We start from the raw sequence: 23789 nt of genomic DNA, 5'->3' as shown, positions 1-23789 counted from the left end.
CCCGCTGTCTTAATTTACGGAATACCGGGAACAAATGGCTGCTTATAATTTCATGCGTTTTCACATCAGCCGGGACGCTTCTACCCGGGCACCGCAAGCCGGCGCGCAATTTTACCATACCATACTCAAATCGGTCGATTTGGAACAGGAAATTGCCAATGACCGCATGGAAAATGTCAACGCCTGGCTGAAGCAAGAGATTCATCAGTATGGCGGTCCGCTTGAACCGGATGAATTGATGCGGAAAGTGACCGGCGAGTCGTTTGATCCCAAGTATTTCGTTGAGTACATCAAGGAAAAATTCAGCAAGATTTATTTTTAAAACAACAACCAAAGCGGTTTACACAAGAAAACAATCAGAAGAAAGAGGTGCGTCAGAAATGGACAAGGAAACTACGTTAAAACAGTTCCATGAATATCAAAACAGAATGGCAGCCTTCCGTTTTGCCATGTTTCACATCAGTTGGGATGCCTCCACCGAAGCGCCGCCGATGTCGGCTGCTTATCGCGGCAAAATGCTGGGTATTTTGAGCAAGGATAACTATTCCATGCAGCGCGATCCCAAGAATATCGCCATGCTGGAAGCCGTCAGCCAAATGACAGAGATTGACCCGCTCGATCAATTTGCCGCCGCCAAAATGCTGAAGGAGATTAACAAGAACGCCAAGATTCCGCAGGAGGAAATGGTCGCCCGCCAGCAGGACAATGCCATGGCCAAAAAGGTCTGGGAAGAAGCCAGAAAGCAAAACAATTTTGCCATGTTTGCGCCATATCTTGCCAAAAACATTGAACATAATAAGATTTCTGCCGAATATCGCGGCTATGTCGGGCATCCTTATAACACGCTGCTGGATGATTTCGAAGAAGGCATGAACATGGAGCGTTATGATGCTTTCTTTGGCCTGCTGCGCGCGGAGCTGGTTCCTTTTACCAAGAAAATTCAAACGGAAGGCAAAAAAATCGACGACAGCGCGCTGTATCAATATTATCCCAAAGCCGATCAGCGCAAGTTTTTGGAATATCTCGCCGGCGTCTTGCGTTATGATTTAAACCGCGGTGTGATCAGCGAATCCGCCCATCCCTTCACCAGCGGCGCTTCCTATAACGACATGCGGGTGACCGCTCGTTACCTGGAGCATTATCTGCCGGCCTCTATTTTCCTGGGAATGCACGAGATGGGACATGCCATTCATTCGCAGCAAGGCGATCCCGCCCAGGAAGGCCGTATGATCGGCGGCGCCGGCATGGGCATCGGCGAATCGCAGTCGCGCTTCTATGAAAACTATATCGGCCGCAGCCACGCCTTCTGGCAGCGCCATTTCTATAAGCTGCAGAATATTTTTCCGCAGCAGCTGGCCGCTTACGATCCGGAATCTTTCTACCAGATGGCAAACCGCAGCAAACCGGGCTTGATTCGTCTCGATGCGGATGAACTGACTTATCCGATGCACATCATGGTTCGCTATGAGTTGGAACGTCAAATCATGTCCGGCGAAGTAGATATTATGCGGTTGCCCGAAATGTGGAACGACAAGATGGAGGAATACCTTGGCGTGCGTCCGCAGAACGACAGCGAAGGCATCCTGCAGGATACCCACTGGGCCAACGGTTCCTTTGGTTATTTCCCCACCTACGCGCTGGGCACCGCTTACGGCGCGCAATTCTTCCATGCGCTCTGCCAAGAGGTAGATGTGGAAAAAGAAATCGCCAACGACCGCATGCAGACCATCAACGCCTGGCTGCGCGAAAAGATTCACCGCCATGGCGGCTTATTGACGCCGGATGAACTGATGATCAATGCCAGCGGCGAATCCTTTGACCCGCATTATTATGTCAATTACCTGAAAGACAAATACAGCAGGATTTATTTCTAGGCTGTTATCACAACGAAGGGGATGCGAGACGATTGCGTCCCCTTTTTGCTAAAGAAAAGAGAGTGCGGCAAGGAAAAAGAAGGTCAACGATGGAAACAAGACCTTATCTTTCCTGACAGCTAACCGCTGATTTTCTGACGGCGGCCCTGATCAAAGTGGGCGTGCCGCCGGCGGACGCTTTGATTTGCGCCGATGTTTTAATGGAGAGCGACCGGCGCGGCATTGAGAGTCACGGCTGCAATCGTTTTAAACCGATCTATATTGACCGCATTCAAGCTGGAATTCAGCAGCCGGTAACAGAGAGTTCGAAGTAATCCGCGAAACCGCCACAACGGTTGTGGTGGACGGACACGACGGTATGGGCATGGTCGTCGCGGTCAAAGCCATGCAGATGGCGATTGATAAAGCAAAACCTACGGCATGGGTATGGTGGCGGCGCGCAATTCCACCCATTACGGTATCGCCGGTTATTATGCCACCATGGCCACCCGGCAGAATATGATCGGTCTGACCGGGACCAATACCAGACCCTCCATTGCTCCCACCTTTGGCGTGGAAAATATGCTGGGCACCAATCCCCTGACCTGACCTTTGGCCTGCCGACGGATGAAGAATTTCCTTTCGTGCTGGACTGCGCCACCAGTATCATTCAGCGCGGCAAAATTGAATATTACGCCAGAGCCGGTTTGGAGACGCCGGCCGGCACGGTAATCGAACGGGATGGTTCCACGCAGACCGACAGCAAGCAAATTCTGCTGGATTTGGTCAGCGGCAGCGCTGCTCTGACACCGCTGGGCGGCATTGGCGAGACGCTGGCCGGTTATAAAGGTTATGGTTATGCCACGGTCGTGGAGATACTTTCGGCGGCGCTGCAGGCAGGCAGTTATCTCAAGATGCTGACCGGCATTGGGGAGCAGAGAGAAAAAGTGCCCGTCCATTTAGGCCATTTCTTTTTGGCGATTGATCCGGAAGCTTTTATGGGTGCGGAGAGTTTCAAGCACACGGCTGGAGCAATTTTACGAGAACTGCGCAGTTCAACCAGAGCGCCCGGGCAGGAACGAATCTACACCGCCGGAGAAAAGGAATATTTGATTTGGCTGCAGCGCAAAAGCAAAGGTGTGCCGATTGGAAGTGCGGTGCAGCAGGAATTTATCCAGATCCGAGACCAATTACAGTTGCCCTTTACCTTTCCATTTGAAGCGGTTTAGCAAGGTTTAATCAAGATTTGGCTTTTTAGGGGGTTAGAAAGAAGAATGCCAGAGAAAAAAGTGCTTGAGGTGAAACGCGTTGGTTTCCCCGGCTACACCGGCGATCAGCGAGCACCGGAAAGTTTGCCGTTTCCGGCCTGCATGACCTCCCTGATGGAATACTTAGGAGAGGATTATCCGTTGAAAATCAGCTATTCGGAAGGCCGCCGTTACATCAAACGCAGCGGCTATCAGCAATTTATCACCGCCAGCGGCATGGCGTTTCAATTGCTCTGGCACGAAACACTCTGCCCGAGCAGTTTCGATTTGACCATCGGTATCGAGGCGGTCAGCCGTGCCTTTGCCTGGGCAGGTTACGATTATCGGATTGTACGGCCCGATCAGACGAGCTACGAAGCAATGAAAGCAGAGATCGTGGCCTCGATTGACCGCAACAAACCGGTGCTGGCCTTTGGCGTCATCGGACCGCCGGAGTGCAGTCTGATCGCCGGCTATGATCAGGCGGGGGAAGTACTGCTGGGCTGGAGCCATTTCCAGGTCATCGCTCCCTCTGAAGAAGAGCCGAACGGCATGTTTCGCCAGGCGGATTGGCAGAAGAACCTCTATTTTCTCGTGTTTCCGGGCGAGAAAACCGCACGCCGGCTCAAGCTATCCGCTGTATTGGCTTACGGTTTGTCGATCCTGAAGCAGAGAAAAGTCGAAGATTATCTGGCGGGGCAGGCGGCTTATGACGCCTGGATCGACTTGATTGCAACGGCCGCGGACTTTGACGATGCCACTCTGAAAATGCGTTATCAGTTTCAGCGCAATCTCTTGTTCAGCAATGCCGAAGCGCGCGGCTGGGCGGCTGATTTTCTGCGGGAGAACGGGATCAAAGACGTGGCCGGCTGCTTTGTCAAAATCCGCAACCGCAGCCGCAAGGTGGATGCCGTGCTGCGCGAAAAAGGTTGGCAAGGTTTGCGTGAACCGAAAAACAGAGGAGCGATCACAGAATTGTTAAGAGAAATGCAGGCGCTGGACCGGCAGGCGATCACAGCCCTGTGTCGTTACAAAGAATAAATAGCAGAGAATTTTCTGCTTGACAAAGCGATGCTGTCGGCTTATAATCTCAAACATAATGGGTGGTACCGCAGAAGCTTTCATAAGCCTTTGTCCTTTTCAGAGGAGACAAAGGCTTTTTTGTGTACCCAATAGACGATTTGCAGGAGAAAAAAGTAAGCGCTTGCTTTTTATTCGGCATCGGATCTGTTGCTGTGTCAGTAAAAAAGTAAAAAAAATAGAAATGAACGTTTCATGCCATCAAATGAAATATGGTGATTACCCACTGTCGTAGATCGCTTGATCCAACAGGCAATCTGCCAAGTGCTTACACCCATTTACGAAAAACAGTTCTCGGACAACATTATGGTTTTCGACCGAAGTGAGGTGCCCATGATGCATTAAGAAAATGTCAAGACAACTTAAGCGAGGATTACCACTATGTTGTGGACTTGGATATAGAGAAATATTTTGACACCGTGAACCAGAGTAAATTGGTGCAAATCCTTTCGAACTCCATAAAAGACGGCAGGGTCTTCTCACTCATTCACAAATTCTTAAGAGCAGGAGTTATAGTAGAAGGCTGGATGGAAGGAAGACCGGAAGGAATCCCTCAGGGAGGACCCTTAGTCCATTACTGGGAAACATCATGCTCAACGAATGCGACAAGGAGTTAGAACGCAGAGGGCATCACTTTGTGCGTTGTGCGGAGGACACGCTGATCTTTTGTAAAAGCCGCTGAGCAACTGAGCACGTCCTGAACAGCTTAATCCCCTTTATTAAAAAGAAACTGCTGCTGCGAGTGAACCGTGAGAAAACACAAGTCGCCTATGCAGGAAGAGAGTAATATCTGGGATACAGCTTTTACCTATACAAAGGAAAGGGTCGCTTGCGTGTGAACAAGCAAAGCACTGAGAAATTGAAAAGTCAAAATTAAAGAAATCACAGCAAGAAGCAATGGGATGAGCATAGACCGACGTAAGAAAGAACTCACTACTTAATAAAAGGATGGGTGAACTGCTTCTACCTAGCGGATATGAAAGCGCTGTTGGAGGGCCTGGATGAGTGGACAAGAAGTCGAATCAGAATGGTCACCTGGAAGCGATGGAAGTGAGTAAAAACACGCAACACTCAGCTGGTTCATCTTGGAATCAAGACTGATCTGGCATGATGTGGGCAAATACAAGAAAGGGCTATTGGCGAACAGCCCATAGCCCAATCCTGTCTAGCTCTCTTACCAACCAGCACCTTCTGAGAGCCGGATACTTTATTTCTGCAAACTGTTACGAGTTGATGATTGTGTAAACTGAGGAAGTACCGTTTACCGAAGTACGTACGATGCTGTGGGAGGTCGGCTATCCAATTAATGGATAGCCGACCTCCCGATTGATTTCTATTATAGTGACCGTTGTGTTGATCTTTTCCATTTTGAGAAATCTTTCAAAAAAAAGACGAGAGAAATCAATGACTTAGTTATTACTAGTGTATATGTTGGAGGAGTCAAATTATTACTCCAGCGAAAAAACACACACGAAGAGTTCAATATCAAGAATAAAAACAACCATGAAACATTTACTTTTTTTAGAAATAGTCTAGCAAGATAATACGTGGAACTTGATGAAACAACAATATATACGGCATAGAGAAGTAAAATGTTCAAATTATTCGCCTCATTTCGCCTGATTACAAAGAGTACACCACCAATATCCGTTCCAAGTCATATTATTAGAAGAGAGACATATATTACATGTGGGAGCATATTCAACACTTACAAGAGTACTTGTTTCGGAGATAAGGTGATTGTATGCACACGTCACTCTTTCAATTAACCAAGTCTCTAACCGTTTTGCAAGTGCATCAAATATATATGAACCTGTTTGGTCTAATAACCACATAACAAATGCTCCACATCCGGCACACCATTTTGCCGACTTTACATAAAAATCATTATGTTCAGCATCTTTCCAAATAATTGTATAACTTTCAAAGTTGTGTTCTGAGCTTATATCAGCAATAGTTTTAACCTTGGAATAAATTATTCCGATTTCTGCTTCGGTAAATGTGTTTAAAGAATTAACTAAATCGTTGGCGTAGTCAACTTTATCACTCTTAACCACAATAACTCCCGGAAACTTGGTGGACAAGGTTTTTTGGAATTCCTCAATTGTGGCATCTTTAGGGATTGTTGCTAGGAGATCGTTCAGTATTCTCTGAAATTCGGAAGTAGATTCTAAACGAAAATCAGAATCAGTATAGCTTTCTGCACAATCACAATCAGAACAATTGTCAATGGAAGACACTACATTGGCCAAAACCGAACTTGATAACATTAGGACTATTAGCAAACACGCGATGAATTTTCTGACTCTCCTAATCATGACAAAACCTCTCTTAATCCTCATTTTTTATTTTATAATCCTCTAAGAAATATTATAAACATATACCAAAATAAGTCAATAGTATAAATGTGTCAACCCGAAGACCATTGAGAAATAATTCACCAATAGTAATGGCCAAAATAAGATTAAATATGAACGTTTTAATAGAAACACGAAGAAAATCGGGAAAAAAATAACAACTTTTCGATGAATTTTATGCTAATTAATATCAATAAAGTAACAGCCAGCGCGAAATGATACATAATTATATATAATGATACAGAATGCTGCGTTGCTAGTGCCCTGTTTGCTTATTTAGCAACTGCTCAGGATGTGGTAATCTTAATTCCTAAGCTTCAGCGCAATCTCTTGTTCAGCAATGCCGAAGCGCGCGGCTGGGCGGCTGATTTTCTGCGCGAGAACGGGATCAAAGACGTGGCCGGCTGCTTTGTCAAAATCCGCAACCGCAGCCGCAAGGTGGATGCCGTGCTGCGCGAAAAAGGCTGGCAAGGCTTGCGTGAACCGAAAAACAGAAGAGCGATCACAGAATTGTTAAGAGAAATACAGGCGCTGGACCGGCAGGCGATCACAACTCTGTGCCGTTACAAAGAATAAATAGCAGAGAATTTTCTGCTTGACAAAGCGATGCTGTCGGCTTATAATCTCAAACATAAACCATTGAACAAGACGAGTAGGTAAAGCAGCCTGTTAACAGAGAGCCGCCGATGGTGCGAGTGCGGTAACATCAGCTTTAGTGAATGGACTTGTGAGGGCAGCCCGAAATTTTTTAGAAAAGTAGGCGCTGACGGCTTCTTCCGCCGTTATCCAGGGAAGCGCATATGATGGTATGCGAAAGAGTGGGCGGCAGTTTGCCGTCAAATTGGGTGGTACCGCAGAAGCTTTTATAAGCCTTTGTCCCTTTTAGAGAGGAGACAAAGGCTTTTTTTGTGTACCCGAAGAGACGGTTTGCAGGGAAAAAAGTAAGCGCTTGCTTTTAATTCGGCATCGAATCTGCTGCTAATCAGAAAAAAATAAGAATAATAGAAAGGAACGTTTCATGCCATCAATGAAATAGGGTGATTACCATGAATGAAACCAAGGAAAATCTCCAGTCTGGTCAAAATTCTCTCTCCGCAGGCTTTTTCGGTCAATTTGGCGGGCAGTTTATCCCGCCGGAATTACAGCCGACCGTAGAGGAAGTGGATTTGGCATGGCAAAAATTCCGGCATGATCCGGAGTTTCAAGCAGAATTTTTACATCTCTGCAAGACTTACACGGGACGTCCTTCTCTGCTTTATTATGCGGAAAATCTCAGCCGCGAATTGGGCGGCGCTAAAATCTATTTAAAACGCGAAGATTTGAATCATACCGGCGCCCATAAAATCAACAATGCGCTGGGACAAGCTTTATTAGCCAAACGCATGGGCAAGACCCATCTAATTGCCGAAACCGGCGCCGGTCAACATGGTGTTGCCACAGCCACGGTAGCGGCTTTAATGGGCTTCAGCTGCGATATTTATATGGGTGAGGAAGATACCAAGCGGCAGGCGTTAAATGTCTACCGCATGGAATTACTGGGCGCGACGGTGCACGCCGTCACCAGCGGCACGCGCACCTTAAAAGACGCTGTGGATGCGGCATTGATGTCCTGGATGCAGCGTCATGAAGATACCCATTATTTGCTGGGCTCGGCCGTGGGGCCGCATCCATTTCCAGAAATGGTGCGTGAGTTTCAGAGCATCATCGGCCGGGAAGCCAAAGAGCAGATTCTGGCAGCGGAAGGGAAACTGCCGGCAGCCGTGATCGCCTGTGTGGGCGGCGGCAGCAATGCCATTGGCTTGTTCCATGAATTCGCTTGCGAAAAGCAAGTTCGCCTGATCGGCTGTGAAGCCGCCGGCAGAGGCCTGGATACACCGGATCACGCCGCGACACTGACCTTGGGTCGGGTGGGAACCTTCCATGGCATGAAATCCTATTTCAACCAGACAGAGGCAAACGAATTGGCTCCGGTCTATTCCATCTCTGCCGGCTTGGATTACCCAGGCGTTGGGCCGGAGCATGCGTTTCTGCGGGACAGCGGCAGAGCGGAATACACAGCGGTGACCGATGACCAGGCGGTGCATGCCTTTGAGGTGCTTTCCCGCAGTGAGGGGATCATCCCGGCCATTGAAAGCGCGCATGCGGTGGCGTTTGCCCTGCAATTTGCCGGCACTTTGCCGAAAGAGGACTGCATCATTGTCAATCTTTCGGGCAGAGGGGATAAAGATGTAGCGGCGATTGCACGTTATACAAGACAGGTGGATTTAGCAGAGTAGAAGAGCAATTTAGATCATTCCGATTGTTGTTTTTCTAACCCCGCTCGTATTATATGGCTCGTAAGTTGTATTTGGAGACGCAGCACTCTCTGTAGGGAGCGGTCTTGACCGCTCCGCAATCTCCGTCAGCGTTGCCGATAGTACATTGCCGAAATGTAGGGAGCGGTCTTGACCGCTCCGCGTTCTCCGTATTTGTGTCTTGTGTAATTGAATATCCGTTGTAAACTGTGACGTTCGGAATGGTCAAGACCATTCCCTACAGATACTCCGCATCGTTTGTAATTGCATCTTCGTTGAAAAAAGGTGGTGTCTGGAGGACTCTGACCCTTCCATACACCACCTTCGTCAGCTATTTTTATAATCTTGCTCATATCATATGGTTCGCAAGTTGTATTTGGAGGCGCAGCACTCTCTGTATTTCCAGCTACGTTCGTATCATATGGCTCGTAAGTTGTATTTGGAGACGCAGCACTCCCTGTAGGGAGCGGTCTTGACCGCTCCGCGTTCTCCGTATTTGTGTCTTGTGTAATTGAATATTCGTTGTAAACTGCTACGTTCGGAATGGTCAAGACCATTCCCTACAGATACTCCGCATTGGTTGTAACTAAATATTCGTTGTGGATTGTGATGTTCGGAACGGTCAAGACCGTTCCCTACAGATACTCCGCATCGTTTGTAATTGCATCTTCGTTGAAAAAAGATGGTGTCTGGAGGACCCCGACCCTTCCATCCATCACCTTCGTCAGCTATTTTTTTCAAATTGCTTCCCGCTGCTTAATAAGTAAAGTAGACGCCTGCCTGACCAACCGCTCCCGAATGACAGTCGTTGATTTCCAGCAGGAGGTAGTAAGTTGCATCGGGCAGCAGGGCAACACCATCCGGCCGGGCGATTTGGATCAAAAAGGCATCCATCGCCGCTTGATCCGCTTTGATATACTCGCTTACTCGATTACAGTGCAGCAAAGGGCAGGCAACCCCATTCACCCAGGCCTTGATCTGCGCTGCTTCCAGATCCGGGCAAAGGTTATTTTCCTTGGCCAGAACTTTTTCTAAGCTCATTGGACGAAAATAAAGGGTGAGAGCGGGACTTGCTCCACGAATTGAAAAACAATGCAGGCCATAGACTTCCAATTTGTCGATGACAGCATCCAGGCTCAGATCCGTCCAGAGCGGCAAGTCCTGACACCAGAATTCCAGATTGTTGAGCGCATAATCCTTACAGGCAAAAAAGAAAGGGTAAACGCCTGCTTGCACCGGCAGTGCGTAATTTCCGTTTGCATCGGTCAGACCGCTATAAAGGGTTTCAAAATGACGATCGAGCAAGCGGACTTCCGCTTCTGCGATCGGATTTCCAGTTTTATCTTTGACTGTCCCCTGCAGCGTATAGGTATCCGGCATTTCCATCCACTCTTTTCTTTTTTTCTTATTATAGCCGCAGCAGTGAGAGATAGCAAGAGATGAGAGTATTGCCAGAAAATAGGCTTTAAAAAATAAGCAGCCAGTGGGTTTTTTACTATTATCGGCAGCGTGCGGCGGAGATTCAGGCTTATTTACTAATTCACTGGATATGTTTTAGTAATGTCCTATTTAGTCGTTTCTTGCTTGCAATTTCCTTTTTGCAATGGTATAATGAGCAAAGTATGCAATATTCCGCAAAATTACGGGGAAATTTGCAGTGAGACAATGGCTTCATATCTATTTTTAAAGGAGGATTCTTGCTATGGATATCAGCGAGAAGTTTGCAGCTCTTTCCAGTATGATCGGCAATACGCCGCTGCTGGAGATTTCTTTGAAGTATAAAGGTGAACTCAGAAAAATCTATGTCAAAGCCGAATATTACAACCTGACCGGCAGCATCAAGGACCGCATCGCGTTGCATTGTATGCGCAAAGCGTATGCCAAAGGGACGGTCAAACCGGCTGACATCATCGCTGAAGCAACCAGCGGCAATACGGGGATCGCATTTTCCGCGGTCTGCAGTTATTTGGGGCATAAAGTTATAATTTACATGCCGGACTGGATGAGCAGCGAACGAAAAAATCTGATTCGCAGCTATGGAGCGGAGATCCGTTTGGTCAGCGAAGAGGAAGGCGGCTTCGTAGGAAGCATTGCGAAAACCGAAGAACTCGCCAAAGGAGGCGGCGTTTTCTTACCCTGCCAATTCTCCAACGAAGATAACACGGAAGCGCATTTCAGCACAACCGGACCGGAAATCGTCAAACAGCTTGAGAAATTCGGTTTGATTCCCGACGCGATTGTGGCCGGTGTCGGCACCGGCGGTACTGTAATGGGTATCGGCAATTTTATCAAATGTATCAATCCCAACGCCAAAGTTTACCCTTTGGAGCCGGAAAGTTCTCCTACCATGAGTACCGGTTACCAGGTTGGCAAACACCGCATCGCCGGTATTTCCGATGAATTTATTCCGGCTCTGATGAAAATGGAGCAAGTAGATGGCATTATTGCCGTGGATGACGGCGACTCCATTATTATGGCTCAGATGCTTTCCCGTCAGCTCGGGCTGGGTGTCGGTATTTCTTCCGGTGCGAATCTCTTGGGCGCTTTGAAGGTTGGCGATCTGATCGGCGGCAATAAAACCATCGTGACCGTCTTTAGTGACGACAGCAAGAAATATCTCTCGACCGATTATGTCAAAGAAGAACCGGTGAAAGCCGGTTTCCTCACTTCACAGATCGAACTGCTTGGTTATAAATCGGTGAAATAGCATCATTTGCGGCAAAAATTCAAATATTTGCTCACTTAGAGCGAAACAAAACAGACTCAGACGAACAGCGTGGCGGTGCAGAACAACCCTGAGCGGTTGTTCACTGCGGTCAACTTGTTCCGGAGTCTGTTTTTGCTGTCCGAATTGCTTTTTAAGGGGAGAAAAAAAGCGCGTTTTCATTCAATGAAAACACGCTTGAATTTTATGGTGGAAGTTAACGGGCTCGAACCGCTGACCCTCTGCTTGTAAGGCAGATGCTCTACCAACTGAGCTAAACTTCCAGAATGGTGGGATACGATGGGATCGAACCATCGACACCCCGCTTAAAAGGCGGGTGCTCTACCCCTGAGCTAGTATCCCTTTTGCGACATCGCTTATCTATAATACACAAACGTCGGTGGAATGTCAATAAAAAAGGGGTGTTGTTTTTCAAAGAATTCTGCAAATTCAGTTAATATAGGATGAATTCCCCTTATTTACCGAGCAGAACTCTTTTCATCGCGTTCTGCGATGACTCTGCCCGCAATTAAGCCGGAAGCCGATGCCTGCACCAAACCGCGGGTGATGCCAGCCCCGTCGCCTACCGCAAAAAGATTGTGAATTTTGGTTTCCAATTGATTGCTGACCTGCATGCGGTTGGAATAGAATTTGGCTTCGACGCCATAGAGCAGGGTATGACGGCTGTTGACGCCGGGTGCTACTTTATCCAGCGCTGCCAGCATTTCCATGATATCCACCAGGTGACGGTAGGGCATTACAAGACTTAAATCACCGGGCGTGGCTTCCGGCAGGGAGGGCGTGACCAAACCGCGTTTGATCCGTTCTTCGGTGGAACGCCGACCGGACTGCAGATCGCCGAGACGCTGAACGATGACGCCGTCGCCCAGCATATTCGCCAGGGCTGCGATATTTTTACCATAGGCGATCGGTTCATTGAACGGTTGGGTGAAGGTCTTGGCGACCAGCAAAGCAAAGTTGGTGTTTTCGGTTCTCATGTCGGCATAGCTGTGACCGTTGACTGTGATCAGGCCACGCGTATTTTCCATCACGACTTCCCCATAGGGATTCATACAGAAAGTCCGCACCTGATCATCGAAGGAGTGGGAATAGTAAATAAATTTCGATTCATAGATCGCATCGGTCAGGTCAGACATCACCACAGCCGGGACTTCCACCCGCACACCGATATCGACCTGATTGTTGGTGGTGGGCAGATTCAGGCGTTTTGCCTCTTCGGAAAACCATTCGTGCCCCTCGCGGCCCGGCGCCGCAATGACAAAGCGGGCGGTGATTTCGCTGCCGTCCTGCAAGACAACGCCGCTGATCTGACGGTCCTGCACCAGGAGCTGTTCCACCGTGGTTTCCGTTCGAATTTCCACCAATTTATCCAGGGCTTGACGCAGGTTGGTCAGAATTTCATAGTTTTTATCCGTACCCAGGTGGCGAATCTTGGCTGGAATCAGGCGCAGATCGGCAGTGGCGGCCTGACGCTGAATGGTTTTGATTTTATCGAGATCCATGCCGTAGACTTTGGAATTACCGCCGTAGCGCACGTAGATATCATCTACCTGAGCGATGATTTCTTCCAACGCTTTGGTGCCGATGAAATCGCCCAGCCAGCCGCCGTATTCGGTGGTCAGCGTGAGTTTGCCATCGGAGTAAGCACCGGCGCCGCCCCAACCGGAGGTAATGGAGCAGTTTTTACAGTGAATACAGGGAATGTGTTTATCGTGCATCGGGCAGTAGCGTTTTTGAATATCATTGCCCTTCTCCAGAATCAGGATACGCCAATTTGGCTTTTTACGGGCCAGTTCAGCGGCGGCAAAAATACCGGCGGGGCCGGCTCCGATGATAATGACATCATATTGAGTGGGCATGGTTTTAAAGGTCTCCTTTACTCAAACCGGCTTATCTTTATTGACGAACCGATTGATGCTTTTCAAAAAAAATAGATTGACGGTTCCGGTCGGGCCATTGCGCTGCTTGGCAATGATCAGTTCCGCTCCGTTGGGGTCGCTGCTGGGATTATTGTAATAGTCGTCACGGTAGAGAAAAACAACCACATCCGCGTTGGCTTCAATACCGCCGGATTCCAACAAGTCGGATAACATCGGATGCTTGTCGTTGCGGCTTTCCACACCGCGGTTTAATTGGGAAGCCACCATGATCGGCAGGTCGAGTTCCTTGGCGATTGCTTTCAGCGTCCGGGAGATGAAGGAAATTTCCTGCTGACGGGACTCCGGCTTGCTTTCGATGGTCATCAGCTGCAGATAATCGACGGCAACCATGCCGATATTCAGTTCGGCTTTCATGCGGCGCAGACGGGAGCGAAATTCCACCACCGAGAGGGAGGGGGTATCGTCGATATAGATCGGCGCGGCGGATAGCGGACCGATGGCCTGGGTTATCTTGCTCCAGTCTTCTTCTTCCAAATAACCATTACGCAGTTTATAAAGATCGACATTGGCCTCGCTGCAAAGGATCCGCTGCGCCAGCTGTTCTTTGGACATTTCCAGACTGAACAAAGCGCAGGGCACATGATTGTTGACTGCCGCGTGCTGTAAGATATTGGTCATGATTGTCGTTTTACCTACACCGGGGCGCGCGGCTAAAATGATCAGATCCGAGCGCTGCATGCCGGCCGTAAAACGGTCAAATTCGTAAAAACCGGTGGAAACGCCGGTCAGACCGCCTTTTTGGTTCATCAGGGTTTCCAACTCTTCATAGGTATGAAAGAGGATGCTGCCAATGGACGCGTAGGTGGAACCGCTGCCGCGGCGATTGCCGATCTCCAGGAATTCTTTTTCCGCTTTATTGAGAATTTCACCGGCGGATTCTTCGGCGGCGAAGGCCAGATTGCTGATTTTGTGGGCGCTGGCAATCATGGCCCGCAAAGCGGATTTTTCCTGCAGGTCTTTGATATAAGCCGGCAGGTTAGCGGTGGTTGGCACGATTTCCGCCAATTGATTGAGATAAGCGAGACCTCCGGCGGTTTCCAGTTTTTGTTTGCGGCGAAGTTCGTTGATTAAAGTGATCAAATCCAGCGGTTCGCCGCGGGCATAGAGATCACGGGCGGCCGCGTAGATTTCCCGGTTGTTTTCCCAATAAAAATCGTTTTCACGCAGTTCTTCCATGATGCTGGTGATGGCGTTGCGTTCAATCAGCATCGAACCAAGCACAGATTGTTCTGCTTCCAAACTCTGGGGCATGTTACGATCAGGCATGGGATACCTCCGTTCTGTGATTCTCAATCAACTGCTTCAATCAGCATGATTTTCATGGCTTCTTCAATGTTTGCGTAGGGGGTCAGCTTGACGCCGTACATTTCGGCAGGCAGTTCTTTGCTGTTGGCCGCCGGCACCAGGATTTCTTTCATTCCCGCCCGGGCGGCGCCGTATAGTTTGCCATATAAGCCGCCGACCGGTTTGATCAGTCCCTGCAGGGAGATTTCTCCGGTCATGGCGATATCCTGGCGGACCGGTATATTGCGGACAGCGCTGATCAGAGCAAGGGTCAATGCTCCGCCTGCCGAGGGACCATCGACATTGCCGCCACCGACAAAATTGACATGCACATCATAATCCTGCAGCTGCAGATTGAGTACTTTGCGCAGGACAGTCGAGGCGACAAAAATAGAATCCTTGGCCATCGAACCGGCGGTATCGTTAAAACGGATGCTGCCTTTGCCTTTCTCCGCGGCAGGGAAGACTGCCGCTTCAATCTCCAGGACACTGCCGGTATAACCAAAAGCACCCAAGCCAAAGACTTGACCCACTCTTGGTGTTTCCTGCGCCAGATAAGGAGCTTGCGGGGTGATACGGCTGATTTGCAGAATCTCCTGCACATCGGCGACCGTAACATCCACGTTATGCCGGCGATCCAATTTTTCTTTGATCCGGGAGAGCACAAAACCGTAACTGTCGGCCAGAATATTCACGGCTTTTCTGGCTTCATCGGTATGTTCGGCAATCAGTTTTTCCGCTCCCCCGGCCAGATTGATATGCAGGCGTTTGGCTGCTCCCAGCACCACCTGTTCGATATCCTTTTTATCGAGAGGATCGAAGAACACTTCGGCGCAGCGGGAGCGAATGGCTGGATTGATTTCTTCCGGACTGCGGGTGGTAGCGCCGATCAGAATGAAATTAGCCGGCGCGCCTTCTTCGAATAGCCGGTGAATATACTCCGGTATGTTGGTGTTCTCCGGGTCATAATAAGAAGATTCAAAGAAAACCCGCTTATCTTCCAGTACTTTCAGCAGTTTGGCCTGCAGTTGATAGTCCATTTCACCAATTTCATCAATAAAGAGAATACCGCCATGCGCGTCGGTGACCAGACCCGGTTTTGGCTCCGGTACGGCATTATCCGCCAAATCCCGCCGGGCACCCTGATAGATGGGATCATGCACCGAACCCAATAAGGGGTTGGTAATCTCCCGCGGGTCCCAGCGCAGCACGGTACCGTCTACTTCGATAAAAGGGGCATTGGCGCTGAAGGGTGAATGGGGGGAAGTGCGTGCCGCTTCCAGCACCAGGCGGGCAACTGTTGTCTTACCGACACCGGGCGGACCGTAGAGCAGGATATGCTGGGGAAAAGGAGTGGCCAATTTGGCCATCAAGGCAGTTTTGGCCTGGGCTTGTCCAACTACTTCGTCCAAAGTATGCGGCCGCATTTGCTCCATGGCCATTTTTGGCGCTTTGCGTTTTTCCAAAGCCAATAATGTTTTTAGTTTTCGGGTGGTGATTTCCGTTTCAGGCCCGTTTTCTTCTTTGATCAGGCTGAGTTTGATGTCCCGCATATAGTCATCCTGCTGACTTTGGATGCGTTCGTTGACGATTTTTTCCAAACGCTCTTCCACGGAGCGGCGGGCGATGAATTCAGCCAGATCATTTTCCACTTGTTCCATGACCGCTGCCAGATTTTCTTTTTTGGGTTCAGGCAGAGTGGGGTCGGAACTTAACAGCTTTTGTAAGCCCCAAAGGCGTTTCATTTCATCATCGTCACTGACCAGATCGATGATTTCCATTTTTGCGGCACGAGCGACCAAGCGATCCGGTCCCAGAACCTGAGCCATCAGCGCATACAGGGCAGTCACGCGCTGAGTCAAGAGATCTGTCTGATTGGCGATATCCTGCCAATTTAAATCCTTGAACTGGTTTAAATAATCATGAATGGTATGCTGCAATTTCAATCCCCCTAAAACTAATCTAAGATGAAGAGCAAAAGTAAGGGCGATGGTGGATCGCCCTTTTCATAAACCCGAAAGAACTGTTTATTGGCTGCTTAGTCGAGAGGATGAATTTTGATGGTCAGTTTGGCCGTCATGCCCGGATAAATCCGCACAGCCGCTTCATACACTCCGAGTGTCTTGATCGGTTCCTTTATCTCGATTTTTTTGCGATCAATGCTGATTTTATGCTGGCGGCTCAATTCATCGGCGATGGTGCTGTTGGTAACAGATCCGAAGAGTTTGCCGCCTTCGCTGTGTTTGCACTGAATAATCACCGAAATACCTGCTAATTTTTTGGCTAATTCCTGGGCTTTTTCTTTTTCACGCTGCTCTCTGCGTGCTTTGCTGTCATCGCGCTCCTGCATCTGCTGCAGAGCACCGGCTGTCGCTTCGATGGCTAAGCCCCGTGGCATGAGATAATTCCGGCAATAGCCTTCTGCCGCATGGATTTTTTGGCCTTTTTGGCCGATCCCTTTCACATCCTGCGTGAGGATTACTTCCATTGTTCAGCACTCCTTTCTTGCACCCTTTCCTTAAGAAAGGGAGGGCGGATCGTTTTTTGTCTGATCGTGATTTTTTTCGGCATCATTGGTTTTTTGCAGCTCGGCGCGCGCGCGGGAACGCGGTCCGATTTTTCGTAAGTCAAAAATGAAATCCACTAAACCCAAAATGATCACACCGGTAGAGATATAAGGGTTAAACAGAATAAAAATCAGCAGCAGCCAGCGAAAAAGGTTGCTGACATGTACTTTTTGCAGAAACCAGACCATGACGGCCAGGCCCTGAATCAAAATCAGATAGTAAGTCACCTGAAAAATGTTCTGCGCCAAGGTGGCGAGCCAGGTAATTGAGAAATAACTGCCGCCTGAGTTAGCCAAAATACTCAGCAGGAAAATCAAACCCGTATAATCCGGCAAACGCCAGGAGGGGAAGGGAGCCAAATGCTCCATCGGCAGGTGCATGCGCTTCATCACGATGCCGAGAATCTGGAAATTCAATAAAGCATTCATGGCCGAACTTAAGGTCAGCAGCATGGGCAGCAGAGGGCCGAAATAAACTTCCGCATAGGTTGGGATTTGCCGAATCAGATCCAATTGCTCTTCCGGAAAATTGAATTGTTCGATCATATCCAGAGAAATCTGCGATGCTTCCTGATAGAGTTTTACCATTTCATCCAGAAAATTATAATCCATCAACGTGGAGGAAAGCACAATTAAAAAAACAAAGCCGATCAGGGTGGCGGCGGTTGTGGCAGCCAGAGTGGTCCAGGGGCTCCATTTTTTCCCTACTCCGAGGCCGAGAATGAGACCGGAAAATTGCAGTGTCGTGCAACCGGAAATAACGAAAACGGGGTCCAGCAGTAAGAGCAGGACCAGTTCCGCGGCAATGGCAGAAAGCAAACCGGCTTTCCAACCATGGCGGCAAGTCATGATGGCGGTGGGAGTTGTCATGGCTAAGATCACCAGGGTTCCCAGCGGTGTATAGTAAGACACTAAGGCCAGAAGGACAAAAACAGCGGCCAGCATAGCCCCCTCTGTGACCATACGGACGGAGAATCGACGATTCATTGATGTTCACCTCGTTTCATCGGAGCCAAGTAATGTCAATTATTCTTTATTCGCTTAAAACAGTATTGAATCCTGCTTGGGAAAAAAGAAGCGGCAAGGCAAAAAAGATCGCTCCAAACCATCTGTTTGAAGCGATCTTCGTTTCTTGCGGTTTCTACTCGGTTGTGAAGGGAAGCAGAGCAACGATACGAGACCGTTTGATTGCCTGGGTCAGGGTGCGCTGATGTTTTGCGCAGCATCCGGAGATACGGCGAGGTAAAATTTTACCACGTTCTGTCAGGAAGCGGCGTAATTTATCGACTTCTTTATAATCGATGGTTTCCACTTTATCGACGCAGAAACTGCAGACGCGACGTTTGGGACGACGGCCCTTGGGGCGACGTTCGTCTTTATCACCGCGGTCGCGATTGTATGATTCGGCCATATTGAATGACTCCTTTACTCATGTTTATTTGCTTGAATTAGAAATTGAACGGAACATCGTCATCACTTTCGCCGGGCTGTTTACCGGTTTTACTGTCATTGTTGTCATAGGGTTCATACGGCAGATCGCCGGGCATTTCGCCGCTTTCCATGTTGGTTTCTTTGGGACGATCCAAAGGAGTGATGTTGTTGCAGGTCACTTCGGTATAATCCCTGCGGCTGCCATCGGGTTGGGTGACACTGTTGATATGCAAAGAACCTTCCACAGCAACCAGCCGGCCTTTATGCACATAATTGGAGACGAACTCGGCGCGTTTATTCCAGGCGCTGCAACGAATAAAATCGGTCTGACGTTCTCCGTTCGGACCCTTCATATTGCGGTCAACAGCTAAAGTAAAACGGGCAACCGAAGAACCACTGGGTGTGTAACGCATTTCCGGATCTCGGGTCAGACGTCCGACTAAGACGATATTGTTAACCATTGTTGCATCCTCCATTTTTGTTTGTTATGCCGACAGATGACAGGGCTATTTTTCTACTTTTGTAATCATGAAACGGATAATTGGTTCCGTTAATTTTAAAACACGGTCTATTTCAGTGATAGCGGAAGGATCGGCGTCAAAGGTAACAATCAGGTAGACACCTTCCTTGAAATCATTGATTTCATAAGCGAGACGTCGCTTACCCCATTTTTTCACCTCTGTTACGCTGCCCTTAACGGTTTCGATTAATGTTTTCACTTTTTCACTCACTGCTTCCAGAGCATCGCCCTCGAGCGTGGGATTAATGATATACATCAATTCGTAACTATTCATTCAATTCACCTCCTCCCCCCCGGACTATACGGCTCTGCCTTTGGCAGAGCGGGGGAACGAATTAAAGTTTAACATAATTCAACCGAAAATGCAACTTCATTTTAACGACTGTTTTCCCTTTTTATCGTCGGATGTATTGGTAAAAGCAGGCCGTTGCTGTGCGGTCAGGACAGCATCCCCTCTGCGGAGGATGGATTTTACGCTTTTTTCAAATTTCACTCTGGGCAATAACAGGCTGTGACCACAGGTCGTACAGCGGATACGAAAATCCATACCGATCCGGGTTACTTCCCAGGTATCGCCGCCGCAAGGGTGGCTCTTACGCATTTTTACAAGATCACCCAAGTAATATTCCGTCATAAGCTAGCTCCCTTCTGATGAAAACAAAGCGATCAGGAAATAGAAAAAGTCCATCATTTTATTGGCGAGGTATGATTCGCTCACGGCAGTTGTTAAGCCGGATTGACTGGTGCTGCTCAGGATGGGCAGTACGACTGCAATAATGCCGATCAGAATAGCGAACGACTGCAGCAGACCAACCAAGAGACCGCTGATTTTATCCGAAGTACCGCCGGCGACCCGCAGCACATTGCGCAATAAGAAGAGCAGCAGATTGGCGGCCAAATTGACTGCCAGTACGATCACAAGGAAAGCCAGTGCGCTGATTAAGAGGTTGGCCAGCAGGGTTGCTACCAATTCACCCAAATTGCTGGACATGGACTGTAAATTGATCGTACCCATCGCTTCGATCGCTTTTTGCAGCTGATCGAGGACCGCCTGCGGTAGTTTCAGGCTTGCCAGCTGCTTCATCAAATAGGCAATCGGATCCGCCTCGGAGAGACTCATGGTAGGTATATTGATTTTGGGTGCGATGAAGTCGACAATTTTTTGATTCAGCTGCCAATTCGAGTTGAACCAGGCTGCAACAGTCGGATAATAGAAAATAGCAGCAATGAAACCAACAACAGCCCCCAGGAGACTGATCAGTGTTTTGGTAAAACCGTTGTGAAAACCCCGCCAGGCTCCAAACAGCAGAATGATAACGATCACACCGTCTACCCAGTTATAATTCTGCAGGGTAATGCTTTCCATTTCGTTCACGTCCTTTTATGGAAAAATTAATGAGGTATTCTCCACAAAGTTAAGCGGCCGCTTTGACCGAGACCGCAAAGGTATTCTCCGCTGGGAGAAAAAGCAAGATCAAATAAGTCATTATCTGCATAGCGCTGTGAAATCAGAAGAGCACCTTCGTTGGACAGAGCATAAATCAGACTTTTGCCTCCCCCGTAGACGGCATAACCGGAAGGATGAATTTTCAGACTGAGGGCAGGTTCCGTCAGGGCATAGCTCCATTTTATTTGGTTGTTCTGATCGTAACCGATAATCCAACCGCTGTTATCTGCTTCACTCCAACAGGCCGCCGCAAAGGAAGCATCGGTCTGGCTGAGTGCGAGCTGAGTAATCCCGGCTGGTAACCGGATATACCGGTCATTCTGTTCCGTTGAAGATGTGGCAGGATTGACTGAGGTGATTTCCGTCATTTTGTCCTGATCGGTGAAGCGATAAATCCTGTCGTCCGCACCGACCATGGCGGTAAGACCATCGTCACTGATCACCGGGACAGCGGTTTTAAATTGGCCGACCGTCATCCGATGGCTGACAAAACCGCTGCTGTTGATCAAAAGGAAAGAGGAGGAACCATCGTTGAGCGAAGTGATACCGAGGACAGTGCCGGCGCCGCCCGGTGCCAGCACGGCAGAGTCAATCGTGCAGTTGGTTTCGATATATTCCCAGACGATATTGCCGTGATAGTCCAGCAGGCTTAAATGCCAGTCGGTTTCATTTTCTTTCGTGGTTACAAGCGTATACCCGTCTTTGCTGGGCCAGGCATTGCCGGGCCAATTGGTGAAACGATGCTCCCATAGAATTTCACCTGCCAAATTATAGGCTTCCAGTGTTTTCTGACTGCGATGCAGCCAGACTTGCTGAACACCGTCGGTATAAACAAACAAAGAGTAATCTTTCAGGAGAATACTGGCGGAACTCTGCAAATGCTGTTCCGCATCGATCAGTAATGTCGTGCCGGTGGTTTGTGTATTAATCCAAGCCACAATGGCTGCGTCATCGCTGATTTGACCGATCCCGCTGGGCAGGAGAGACTCATTCGACCAAATTTGCACTAAACTCAATTGTGAAACGACGGAAGGGGTATACCAATTTCTTTGCCAGGGGGTTCGGCTGGTTACGAAACTAATCATTAAACCGGCCAGTAGGCTGAGTGTCAGTAATAGAATGAAGACCGTTTTGGATAAAGCTGCGACTTTCTTGCTGGTATCGCTGGAAATACGCGCTTTCTTCACCGATCCATCACCTCTTTCGTTTCTTACGTTTCGTAATCCAGTACGATTTGTTTTAATAATTCCAACCAAACAAAGTGACCGGAATATTCCAGGTGCATCCCGTCGGGGCTTTCCGCTTCCCGCATGACGCCGGCCTGGTCACAAAAAGCAGAAGCGATATCCAGATAAGCGAAGCCGGATTGACGGCAAACCCCGGCCAAAGCCGCATTATAGGCAGCAATGGCTGCGTTGGTATGACAGGAGTCGAATGACTCATGACCGGCAGTGACATGGAATATGGCTTGTGCGTAAATCTTGGCTTGCGGCCAGTTCGTCTGCAGTTTTGTCAGCAATTGCTGGTATTGCGCCGCAAATTCTTGCGGACTGTAACCATAACCCATATCATTGATGCCAAGCAGCAGAAAAATGCGCTTCGGTGTTATTTGGCTCAATTCACTCAGCCGTGCCTCCGCTTTTGCCACGGTCATACCGACTTCGTCTAGAAAAACAGCCTGTTGCTTTAATCTGGTGTAACCTTCCAATCCATTGGTAAAAGAATCGCCGATAAAACAGCTATCGGCAAAAAAAGGATCCAAATCAATGTCGTAAGCAGCCGGCTTTAATTGACCGTCCGCCGGAACGACAATATTATCCATAACCGAGGGAATCGGTTTCGCTAAAAGGATCGGGTTTGGTATCGGAAGCTCCTGGATTTGCTCACGAGGCGCCGCCAGCTGCACATTGAGCAGCAGAATAGCGCTGATTGTCAGGAGAATCCAGAAGAAAGAAAGCTTACGGGACTGCATATCGTTCACCTGCGTCATGCGATTTGTCTATTCAGTATTGTATCGCAGAATTTGTTGTGACGCAAGAGCGAATCGTGACGAAAGCTTGAATCTATCAAGAAGAAGGTTTGGATTTTGCCGGCGGTGGTGCTATAATGTAACAGAAAATGCTGTATGAATAGAGAAGTAACCGCCGTTGAAAGGCGGCAGGTGCTGGTAAAAATGCAGCGTGACTTAAAGGAGGAGATGACAATATGAGCCATGCCAAAGCATGGCAGCGAACCGCTTTGCTGATCGGGGAGCAAGGTTTAAGCCGCCTGCAGGCCGCCAGTGTGATGATCGTTGGTTTAGGCGGCGTCGGTTCTTTTGCGCTGGAAGCGATTGCCCGTGCCGGGGTTGGCCGCATCATTTTGGTGGATGACGATTTTATTGAGGAAAGCAATCTCAACCGGCAGTTACTGGCGCTGCATTCTACGATCGGTATGACCAAGGTGGCGGCAGCCGCGGCACGCATCAGGGATATCAATCCCGATTGTCAGATTGAAATGCTGTGCCTGACCGTCACGGCGGCCAATCTACGGGATCTGCTGGAACGGAAGCCGGATTATGTCATCGACGCAATCGACAGTGTGGCGGCGAAAGCGGCTTTATTGGCGGAAATGTACCTGGCCGGGATTCCTGTCCTCGGTGTCATGGGGACCGGTAATAAACTGGATGCCGCCAGCTTTCTGATTACGGATATCAGCAAGACCCACACCTGTCCGCTGGCGAGAGCGCTGCGGCGGGAATTGAAACGGCGCGGCATCCAGAAAGGGATCAAGGTAATTTATTCCCCCTTGCCGCCGATGACGGTGGCAGACAGTGCTGATACCGGCGGAACAGAAGAGAAATTACCGGAGGCGCCGGACAAGGTGAAAGCAGAAACCGGCAGGCAAGAACCGGTCAGACTGAAACGCAGACCGCCGGGCAGCATCAGTTTTGTGCCGTCGGTTGCCGGCTTGCTGGCTGCCGGCGAAGCGATTCGTTACTTGCTGCAAAAAGAAAATTAAAAAGAGGATTGTCTTTCTCCGATGCTGAGCTCAGGAAAGGACAAT

Annotated in this window: 21 protein-coding genes, 2 tRNA genes, 2 pseudogenes and 1 other annotated feature; of the genes and pseudogenes, 9 read left to right on the top strand and 16 right to left on the bottom strand. The window is 48.9% G+C overall.

Features of this window, described 5'->3' with window-relative positions:
- The first annotated feature begins 34 nt into the window (after positions 1-34).
- The 5 genes and pseudogenes from LLG09_01010 (at position 35) to LLG09_00990 (ending at position 5425) form a co-directional block, all read left to right on the top strand.
- Positions 35-322, top strand: a complete 288-nt coding sequence (locus LLG09_01010) for a hypothetical protein (protein MCE5195698.1) — start codon at positions 35-37, stop codon at positions 320-322.
- A gap of 58 nt (positions 323-380) precedes the next feature.
- Positions 381-1874 carry a carboxypeptidase M32 gene (locus LLG09_01005; GenBank protein ID MCE5195697.1) on the top strand — a complete coding sequence of 498 codons (1494 nt, stop codon included), beginning with the start codon at positions 381-383 and terminating at the stop codon, positions 1872-1874.
- Positions 1875-2008: 134 nt separating this feature from the next.
- Positions 2009-3082 (top strand): annotated as a pseudogene (locus LLG09_01000) (Ldh family oxidoreductase).
- 45 nt (positions 3083-3127) lie between these two features.
- Positions 3128-4141, top strand: a complete 1014-nt coding sequence (locus LLG09_00995; GenBank protein MCE5195696.1) for a hypothetical protein — start codon at positions 3128-3130, stop codon at positions 4139-4141.
- A gap of 258 nt (positions 4142-4399) precedes the next feature.
- Positions 4400-5425: pseudogene (locus LLG09_00990) on the top strand (group II intron reverse transcriptase/maturase).
- Positions 5426-5790: 365 nt separating this feature from the next.
- Here LLG09_00990 and LLG09_00985 read toward each other — a convergent pair.
- Positions 5791-6498 (bottom strand): hypothetical protein, encoded by a 708-nt coding sequence (locus LLG09_00985; protein MCE5195695.1) that lies wholly within the window; start codon positions 6496-6498, stop codon positions 5791-5793.
- Positions 6499-6831: 333 nt separating this feature from the next.
- Here LLG09_00985 and LLG09_00980 point away from each other — a divergent pair, with 333 nt between their 5' ends.
- Positions 6832-7113, top strand: a complete 282-nt coding sequence (locus LLG09_00980; protein ID MCE5195694.1) for a hypothetical protein — start codon at positions 6832-6834, stop codon at positions 7111-7113.
- Positions 7114-7167: 54 nt separating this feature from the next.
- Positions 7168-7421 (top strand) — a binding site (T-box leader).
- A 162-nt stretch (positions 7422-7583) separates the two neighbouring features.
- A complete protein-coding gene (gene trpB / locus LLG09_00975) occupies positions 7584-8813 on the top strand; it encodes a tryptophan synthase subunit beta (GenBank protein MCE5195693.1) in 1230 nt (409 codons plus the stop codon).
- Positions 8814-9587: 774 nt separating this feature from the next.
- Here the strand turns inward: trpB and LLG09_00970 are convergent.
- Positions 9588-10211: a carboxypeptidase-like regulatory domain-containing protein gene (locus LLG09_00970; GenBank protein MCE5195692.1), complete on the bottom strand. Its 624-nt coding sequence runs from the start codon at positions 10209-10211 to the stop codon at positions 9588-9590.
- Positions 10212-10533: 322 nt separating this feature from the next.
- On the opposite strand from LLG09_00970, the gene LLG09_00965 reads away from it, so the two are divergent.
- The gene (locus tag LLG09_00965; protein MCE5195691.1) at positions 10534-11538 is read left to right on the top strand and encodes a PLP-dependent cysteine synthase family protein; all 1005 of its coding nucleotides are present in this window, start codon (positions 10534-10536) and stop codon (positions 11536-11538) included.
- 205 nt (positions 11539-11743) lie between these two features.
- On the opposite strand, the gene LLG09_00960 is transcribed toward LLG09_00965, so the two are convergent.
- The 14 genes from LLG09_00960 to LLG09_00895 all read right to left on the bottom strand — a co-directional run bounded on the left by LLG09_00960 (position 11744) and on the right by LLG09_00895 (position 22716).
- Positions 11744-11819 (bottom strand) — tRNA-Val (locus LLG09_00960).
- 4 nt (positions 11820-11823) lie between these two features.
- Positions 11824-11898: transfer RNA gene (locus LLG09_00955), tRNA-Lys, on the bottom strand.
- Between the two features lie 116 nt (positions 11899-12014).
- Positions 12015-13415 carry an NAD(P)/FAD-dependent oxidoreductase gene (locus LLG09_00950; GenBank protein ID MCE5195690.1) on the bottom strand — a complete coding sequence of 467 codons (1401 nt, stop codon included), beginning with the start codon at positions 13413-13415 and terminating at the stop codon, positions 12015-12017.
- Between the two features lie 21 nt (positions 13416-13436).
- On the bottom strand, positions 13437-14762 hold the full coding sequence (gene dnaB, locus LLG09_00945) for a replicative DNA helicase (protein ID MCE5195689.1): 1326 nt from the start codon (positions 14760-14762) through the stop codon (positions 13437-13439).
- Between the two features lie 23 nt (positions 14763-14785).
- Positions 14786-16720: a Lon family ATP-dependent protease gene (gene lonC / locus LLG09_00940; protein MCE5195688.1), complete on the bottom strand. Its 1935-nt coding sequence runs from the start codon at positions 16718-16720 to the stop codon at positions 14786-14788.
- 98 nt (positions 16721-16818) lie between these two features.
- Positions 16819-17268: a 50S ribosomal protein L9 gene (gene rplI, locus LLG09_00935; GenBank protein ID MCE5195687.1), complete on the bottom strand. Its 450-nt coding sequence runs from the start codon at positions 17266-17268 to the stop codon at positions 16819-16821.
- A 30-nt stretch (positions 17269-17298) separates the two neighbouring features.
- Complete coding sequence (locus LLG09_00930) at positions 17299-18333, bottom strand: YybS family protein (protein MCE5195686.1); 1035 nt, start codon at positions 18331-18333, stop codon at positions 17299-17301.
- A gap of 154 nt (positions 18334-18487) precedes the next feature.
- Positions 18488-18757 (bottom strand): 30S ribosomal protein S18, encoded by a 270-nt coding sequence (gene rpsR / locus LLG09_00925; GenBank protein MCE5195685.1) that lies wholly within the window; start codon positions 18755-18757, stop codon positions 18488-18490.
- Between the two features lie 37 nt (positions 18758-18794).
- The gene (gene ssb, locus LLG09_00920) at positions 18795-19238 is read right to left on the bottom strand and encodes a single-stranded DNA-binding protein (protein ID MCE5195684.1); all 444 of its coding nucleotides are present in this window, start codon (positions 19236-19238) and stop codon (positions 18795-18797) included.
- Positions 19239-19283: 45 nt separating this feature from the next.
- A complete protein-coding gene (gene rpsF / locus LLG09_00915; protein MCE5195683.1) occupies positions 19284-19571 on the bottom strand; it encodes a 30S ribosomal protein S6 in 288 nt (95 codons plus the stop codon).
- Positions 19572-19667: 96 nt separating this feature from the next.
- Positions 19668-19931 carry a DUF951 domain-containing protein gene (locus LLG09_00910; GenBank protein MCE5195682.1) on the bottom strand — a complete coding sequence of 88 codons (264 nt, stop codon included), beginning with the start codon at positions 19929-19931 and terminating at the stop codon, positions 19668-19670.
- A 3-nt stretch (positions 19932-19934) separates the two neighbouring features.
- A complete protein-coding gene (locus LLG09_00905) occupies positions 19935-20663 on the bottom strand; it encodes a CvpA family protein (protein ID MCE5195681.1) in 729 nt (242 codons plus the stop codon).
- Positions 20664-20689: 26 nt separating this feature from the next.
- On the bottom strand, positions 20690-21931 hold the full coding sequence (locus LLG09_00900) for a hypothetical protein (GenBank protein ID MCE5195680.1): 1242 nt from the start codon (positions 21929-21931) through the stop codon (positions 20690-20692).
- A gap of 23 nt (positions 21932-21954) precedes the next feature.
- Complete coding sequence (locus tag LLG09_00895) at positions 21955-22716, bottom strand: GDSL-type esterase/lipase family protein (GenBank protein MCE5195679.1); 762 nt, start codon at positions 22714-22716, stop codon at positions 21955-21957.
- Between the two features lie 233 nt (positions 22717-22949).
- Between LLG09_00895 and LLG09_00890 the strand changes: the two genes are divergently transcribed.
- Positions 22950-23744, top strand: coding sequence for a tRNA threonylcarbamoyladenosine dehydratase (locus LLG09_00890; GenBank protein ID MCE5195678.1), 795 nt, complete (start codon positions 22950-22952; stop codon positions 23742-23744).
- Positions 23745-23789 lie beyond the last annotated feature (45 nt).

Source organism: Negativicutes bacterium, assembly GCA_021372785.1.
GTDB lineage: Bacteria > Bacillota > JAAYKD01 > JAAYKD01 > JAAYKD01 > JAJFTT01.
This window is presented reverse-complemented; position numbering and strand designations above follow the sequence as displayed.

Excerpts from the sequence above, each read along its gene's own strand:
- LLG09_00970 (MCE5195692.1), bottom strand. The coding sequence starts at position 10,211 with ATGCCGGATACCTATACGCTGCAGGGGACAGTCAAAGATAAAACTGGA.
- LLG09_00905 (MCE5195681.1), bottom strand. The coding sequence starts at position 20,663 with ATGGAAAGCATTACCCTGCAGAATTATAACTGGGTAGACGGTGTGATC.
- LLG09_01005 (MCE5195697.1), top strand. The coding sequence starts at position 381 with ATGGACAAGGAAACTACGTTAAAACAGTTCCATGAATATCAAAACAGA.
- LLG09_00930 (MCE5195686.1), bottom strand. The coding sequence starts at position 18,333 with ATGAATCGTCGATTCTCCGTCCGTATGGTCACAGAGGGGGCTATGCTG.
- LLG09_00985 (MCE5195695.1), bottom strand. The coding sequence starts at position 6,498 with ATGATTAGGAGAGTCAGAAAATTCATCGCGTGTTTGCTAATAGTCCTA.
- LLG09_00895 (MCE5195679.1), bottom strand. The coding sequence starts at position 22,716 with ATGCAGTCCCGTAAGCTTTCTTTCTTCTGGATTCTCCTGACAATCAGC.
- LLG09_01010 (MCE5195698.1), top strand. The coding sequence starts at position 35 with ATGGCTGCTTATAATTTCATGCGTTTTCACATCAGCCGGGACGCTTCT.
- trpB (MCE5195693.1), top strand. The coding sequence starts at position 7,584 with ATGAATGAAACCAAGGAAAATCTCCAGTCTGGTCAAAATTCTCTCTCC.
- LLG09_00995 (MCE5195696.1), top strand. The coding sequence starts at position 3,128 with ATGCCAGAGAAAAAAGTGCTTGAGGTGAAACGCGTTGGTTTCCCCGGC.
- LLG09_00950 (MCE5195690.1), bottom strand. The coding sequence starts at position 13,415 with ATGCCCACTCAATATGATGTCATTATCATCGGAGCCGGCCCCGCCGGT.
- rpsF (MCE5195683.1), bottom strand. The coding sequence starts at position 19,571 with ATGAATAGTTACGAATTGATGTATATCATTAATCCCACGCTCGAGGGC.
- rpsR (MCE5195685.1), bottom strand. The coding sequence starts at position 18,757 with ATGGCCGAATCATACAATCGCGACCGCGGTGATAAAGACGAACGTCGC.
- dnaB (MCE5195689.1), bottom strand. The coding sequence starts at position 14,762 with ATGCCTGATCGTAACATGCCCCAGAGTTTGGAAGCAGAACAATCTGTG.
- rplI (MCE5195687.1), bottom strand. The coding sequence starts at position 17,268 with ATGGAAGTAATCCTCACGCAGGATGTGAAAGGGATCGGCCAAAAAGGC.
- LLG09_00890 (MCE5195678.1), top strand. The coding sequence starts at position 22,950 with ATGAGCCATGCCAAAGCATGGCAGCGAACCGCTTTGCTGATCGGGGAG.
- LLG09_00910 (MCE5195682.1), bottom strand. The coding sequence starts at position 19,931 with ATGACGGAATATTACTTGGGTGATCTTGTAAAAATGCGTAAGAGCCAC.
- LLG09_00965 (MCE5195691.1), top strand. The coding sequence starts at position 10,534 with ATGGATATCAGCGAGAAGTTTGCAGCTCTTTCCAGTATGATCGGCAAT.
- ssb (MCE5195684.1), bottom strand. The coding sequence starts at position 19,238 with ATGGTTAACAATATCGTCTTAGTCGGACGTCTGACCCGAGATCCGGAA.